This is a genomic window from Mammaliicoccus sp. J-M41, from assembly GCF_022385935.1.
Taxonomy (GTDB): Bacteria; Bacillota; Bacilli; order Staphylococcales; family Staphylococcaceae; genus Mammaliicoccus; species Mammaliicoccus sciuri_A.
The window spans coordinates 1-5,397 of the sequence record NZ_JAJNIR010000057.1 but is presented as its reverse complement, the minus strand read 5'-3'; the positions used below and the strand labels follow the sequence as shown (position 1 = coordinate 5,397).

The following is a 5,397-nucleotide window of genomic DNA, read 5'->3' as shown; positions in this document are numbered from 1 at the left end:
CCTTGTTAAATTGTTTATATCTGAAATAGTTCATACAGAAGACTCCTTTTTGTTAAAATTATACTATAAATTCAACTTTGCAACAGAACCAGTAAACAACTAAATAAAATTGAAAGGTTGATTGTTAATGGTAACGTTGAACGAAGTAATTAGAAGAGCTGAAAGTAAAGATGATAAAAACCCCTTTATAATAAGAGATTTATTTACAGATCAAGAGTGGAAAAACGCAAAAGATGTTAAAGCAATAGGGAGAGCTTTTCGTGATGAAGTAAGACAGAAACGAGTTAAAGGTGTGCGTCATAAATGTAGAAAGCTCAATAACCATAACGAATATGTAAAGGAATAGTGAATATGAAAGTAGTAAGTAATTTGTTTTTGTATATAGTTTTACCGTCAGTCATTTGTGGCTTATTTATATGGCAAGTAGATAATTTTGAAAGTTTCTTCAAACAGTACCCTCATGCTTTCGACGGTTTAACATCAATCCTTGCTTTAGTAGCAACTACTATAAGTATTGTCATTGCTTATAAGTCATATAAAAATAGCGTAGAACAGGAAATAAGAAAGGAACAAAAACAGAGTAACCTTTTAAAAGATGCTATAAACAGAAAAACGCAAAAATTGAGAACACGAATTAATACAGTGAATTTAGAATATACTGTAAACCATGAAGTAGAGGGTTTGGATTTACTTTATACAGTGATGAAAGATAAAGATACACAATCAGATATTTTAGAATTTAAAGATATTATCGATAAGGAACTTTCAGAAAACCCTACAGGCTTTACAGAAAAAGATACAGAGTTAATAAGTAATCGAATTATGAAATTAGAGAATTTGTCAGTTATGGTAGGTATTTACATGGAGAATGAGGGCGAAGGATCAAGCACAACTCCTCAAGGAGCTTTAGGTAGAAATTCATTAAAAGAATACATACAGCAAAGTATCGATGCAGTTACGAATAAATTTTGATTATATAAATTTAGTTATCTAATCACAAAAAGCACCTAACCAGTTATGGATTAGATGCTTTTTTATTGCAAACATTCAAGAACATATAAATGAAAAAGAGTGTACAGAAAATAACCATTTTCTGTACACTCTTTTTTTATATCGAAATAAGTGAGGATTACATTTATTTTTATGTTCAGAAACCCAATAAAAAATCTATGTTCATAAAAGTACCCGTATTTAAGTTATGGTACACTAATGATGGATATAGGAGGTTTGTATTTTGAAAATAGGTTATGCAAGAGTTTCAACAGGATTACAAAATTTAAATTTACAAGAAGATCGATTAAATGCATATGGTTGTGAAAAGATATTTAACGATCATATGAGTGGTTCAAAAAGTAAAAGACCTGGTTTAGATAAAGCAATTGAATTTGCAAGGTCTGGAGATACTATTGTTGTTTGGAGATTAGATAGACTAGGACGTAATATGGAGGATTTAATTACATTAGTTAATGAGCTTAACGAACGAGGTGTAAGTTTCCATAGTTTAGAAGAAAATATAACGATGGATAAATCAAGTTCTACCGGACAATTATTATTTCATTTATTCGCAGCATTTGCAGAATTTGAACGTAATTTAATTTTAGAACGTTCTTCAGCTGGTAGAATTGCAGCACGTGCTAGAGGACGGTATGGTGGAAGACCCGAAAAATTAAACAAACAAGATTTAAAATTGCTCAAAACACTTTATGATAATGGTACGCCAATTAAGACAATTGCTGAACAATGGCAAGTTTCACGTACAACAATTTATCGTTATCTCAATAAATTAGAAGATGAAAAGAGTGATAAGTAAATACAACTTAACTTTCAACAATAATAAAAGTTAAAAAATACACACTAATCATACGTTTAAGCTATTATAAATTCAACAACTTCATTTGTATGATTAGAATGTACTCATATTAGTCGAAATACTAATTATTCTTTTTATTTTTTCTGGTAAACTTTTTCATAATTACGATATTATTTTTATTAAGTCTTTCAATTTTTTTATTAAAAATTGAATCAATTGCTATTGTTGCTACAAAATTAATAAATAGATATATACCAATATGTACAAATATATCTCCCTTTAAACTCACGATATATATCAATACTAAATTAATTATCCATATAATAATGATAGATAAATATTTAAAAAATAGTATGAGATTTTTACTTTTTAATTGATGAGATTGATCTAACCTAGTGTCTTGTATAATACACAATACAAAGGTTATGAAGAAACATGTGATAGTCAGTACGAAAATATACAGGGTATCAATTTTTTTAGATATATGAAAAAATTCAAGTATATTAATACCGTTTATTAAATTTATAAATAGAGCCCCCATTATAAATATAATTATAATATTTGCAGATTTGAGAACTTTCATTTCTTTATCATAATTGTATAAGCTATTAGTATCAGAATTTATATCATAGATATTTTCAAAAATATATGTAAATAATAGCGGTAGTATAAACAGATAAAAGTCTGTGTTGATATCACTTTTTGTTATTGTTTGTATTGGTGGCAATAATAACCCATAGCAAAACATTTGTAAGTAAGTTACAAAATAAAGTAATCCAGAAAACCTACTAGTACAATCCTTTATAAAATCCATATATACCTCCAAAGTCAGATTTTTACTGTAGAATTAATATTTCTCCTATCAATTATCCTTACTTTTCTTATCTTCAAATACATCTAATACATAATCACACAACGTTATTGCTGAATTCATTATAAGACGTGCCTCACGCCTATTTACTTTTACTGTAGTTGGCATTAAATTACTCCTCATCTTTATCATTTAGTAATTTGTTATTAATACCTCTTTAATTTTACCACGGCCATCGCCTTTACTGTTAATAGCTCTTGCTACTTCAACATGTCTAATATTAAAACCTTTGTATAAATCATACACCATATCTGCTGAACTGTTGCTTAACATTACCTTACAACCTCTTTTGTCTAAATCTAAGGCTAAATCCCTTAATCGAATTTGCTCATCTAATGTAAATCCATCTGCATTATATGATGTGAAAGCCGATGTTTTTGAAATAGGAATATAGGGACTATCTGCATATATAAAGTCACCTTCTTTTGCATCAGCACAAGCCTCTACGAAATCAGTATTTAAGATTGTTATGTCGTTTTCATTTAAATACTTACTTAATTTTAAAATACCTTCTTCATTAACGATATTTGGTTTTTTATACTTACCCATCGGTACATTTAGGTACCCTTTTTGAGAATATCGTAAAATTCCATTAAATCCGGTTTTGTTAATGTAAAGAATACGTGATGCACGTTCTACAGCAGTTAGTTTAGAAAATGTTTCCTCATCTCTATCTAACGCTCTGATACTATAGTAATACTCTTTTTCATTCACATGCTTTTTTAAGTCTTCTATTAATTCAAATGGATTGTCTTTAACTACTCTATAAAGATTAATTACTTCAAAATTAATATCATTAACTATTGCCGATGCAGGTTGAATACCTAATAAAACGCTGGCACCACCTAAAAATGGCTCAAAATATCGATTATATTCAGTTGGCATATTTGCCTTAATATCTGGTAAAACTTTTGATTTGCCACCTACATACTTTAGTATGGGCTTTATTATTTCATTATTATTAGTCATATAAATCACCTTAAATTTATTTACGAACGCTCGTTCTATTTATTTATAATAACATGCTTATGCAACTGTTTGTTATCCTATTAATATTTTCATTATTTTACCATCTCATTTATAATTAAATTAACTTAAAGGGATGGTGTTATATATGAATGGTAAGAAGAAATTAGATACAAAAAATGATAAAGCATGGCAGATATTATTTGAAACGCACGATATTGTTGATGATTGCCATAAGAATGGGTTTTATGAAATAAGTGCAGATGATATTAAAAAAGTTAGAGAACCTAGACTGATGACAAAATTTGACCATTACAATAACCTACCTACTCAATTCAAAGACGAAAACCTTGTAATTTTGCCAAACAGACGTGGAAACTACGTTATCGGAAATTTTGATGTATACAAAGAACTTAAATATGAGAAAAATATCAAACCGGAAATCGTTAGCTTCCCTCATTCTATTGATACTATTAATCCAAAAGTCGTTACATCTGAAAGTGTCGCATTAAATGTTGCACATATTAGTAGAATGCTTAGTAAATTAGCGAACAATGAAAATTTAGATTTAACTGTCACTGGTAGAATGGGTTCAGGAACATTCTCTTATGATGTTCTTAATAAAACTACTAATACTAACTATAATTTTGGGGTAGAGAAGTCTCAAATAGAAATCGATGGTAGCTACGAAAGTAAAAACCACTTTTTAATTGTCGAATCTAAAATGCATACTGCAGATGACTTTATGGCACGTCAATTGTACTATCCTTTCAGAACTTTACAAACACGTACTAATAAGAAAATAAGTCCTATCTTCTTTACTCTGTCGAATGATGTGTACAGCTTTTTTATTTATGATGTTGCTGATATAAATAACTACAACTCACTACAATTAGTGAAACAAGTTAATTTCATGTTTAATCATAAAAGTATCATCAAAGATGACTTAATTAATATATATAAAAATGCTAGTGAAGTACCAGAACCACTTGTGCCGTTTCCACAAGCAGATAACTTCGAAAGAGTTATAGATTTACTTAATCTACTAGTTGAAAAAGATTTAACTTTTGAAGAAATAACTCTTAATTATGCTTTTACCTCAAGACAAACTGCATACTATACAAATGCAGGAATTTATTTAAGTTTAATAGAAAAGTTTACTAATGAGGATAATGAAATTGCGTATAGAATTACTAAAAAAGGACTAGATATTATACAAAAAGAAATTAAAGAAAAGTATCTATCACTTGCAGATGAAATCATCTCACATAAGCCATTCTATTTAGCATTCAAACATTACATTAAGAATAATGAAGTACCTAATAAATCAGAAACAGTCAATTATATGAAACAATGCAACATATATAACGTTGGTTCAGACGTTACTAGAGTACGTAGAAGTAGTACTATCAGAGGTTGGATTAGATGGATTGCAAATCTTACTGAAGAAATATCAAGATAAGAAAAAAACATTTTTCAACCCCTAAAAAACGCAATAAAAAACACCCTAAAATTAGGGTGTTTCAGAGTGTCGACAAAGCCTTAGACTTTGCCGGCATTTTTTATGCGCATGCTTTTCGCGGGCATGTTCTCAGCCTGTAGTCTTCGAATCATGCTGTTCCCGCAGGAGTCAGCGCTAAAAAAATACCGAAAATTAACAATCCATTTTATAATATAGTTGAAATTTTATTTAGGAGTTGATTCTATGTTAAATAAATCCGAGAATAAACGTGACCAATATGAAATGATT

6 protein-coding genes are annotated in these 5,397 nt (G+C 29.0%); 4 read left to right on the top strand and 2 right to left on the bottom strand.

The annotated features are described in order from the left end of the window. The first annotated feature begins 127 nt into the window (after positions 1-127). The 3 genes from LQ686_RS13715 to LQ686_RS13705 all read left to right on the top strand — a co-directional run bounded on the left by LQ686_RS13715 (position 128) and on the right by LQ686_RS13705 (position 1,810). Positions 128-346 (top strand): DUF1413 domain-containing protein, encoded by a 219-nt coding sequence (locus LQ686_RS13715; protein WP_119489785.1) that lies wholly within the window; start codon positions 128-130, stop codon positions 344-346. A gap of 5 nt (positions 347-351) precedes the next feature. After that, the gene (locus LQ686_RS13710; RefSeq protein WP_119489787.1) at positions 352-972 is read left to right on the top strand and encodes a hypothetical protein; all 621 of its coding nucleotides are present in this window, start codon (positions 352-354) and stop codon (positions 970-972) included. A 262-nt stretch (positions 973-1,234) separates the two neighbouring features. Then, the gene (locus LQ686_RS13705; protein WP_000690626.1) at positions 1,235-1,810 is read left to right on the top strand and encodes a recombinase family protein; all 576 of its coding nucleotides are present in this window, start codon (positions 1,235-1,237) and stop codon (positions 1,808-1,810) included. 121 nt (positions 1,811-1,931) lie between these two features. Here LQ686_RS13705 and LQ686_RS13700 read toward each other — a convergent pair whose 3' ends face one another. Further along, on the bottom strand, positions 1,932-2,624 hold the full coding sequence (locus tag LQ686_RS13700) for a hypothetical protein (RefSeq protein ID WP_218688169.1): 693 nt from the start codon (positions 2,622-2,624) through the stop codon (positions 1,932-1,934). Between the two features lie 189 nt (positions 2,625-2,813). Then, entirely contained in the window at positions 2,814-3,650 is an 837-nt protein-coding gene (locus LQ686_RS13695; protein WP_107580156.1) for a DNA adenine methylase, read from the bottom strand. Positions 3,651-3,795: 145 nt separating this feature from the next. Here LQ686_RS13695 and LQ686_RS13690 point away from each other — a divergent pair, with 145 nt between their 5' ends. Further along, entirely contained in the window at positions 3,796-5,109 is a 1,314-nt protein-coding gene (locus LQ686_RS13690; RefSeq protein WP_204175012.1) for a type II restriction enzyme, read from the top strand. The last annotated feature ends 288 nt before the right edge of the window (positions 5,110-5,397 follow it).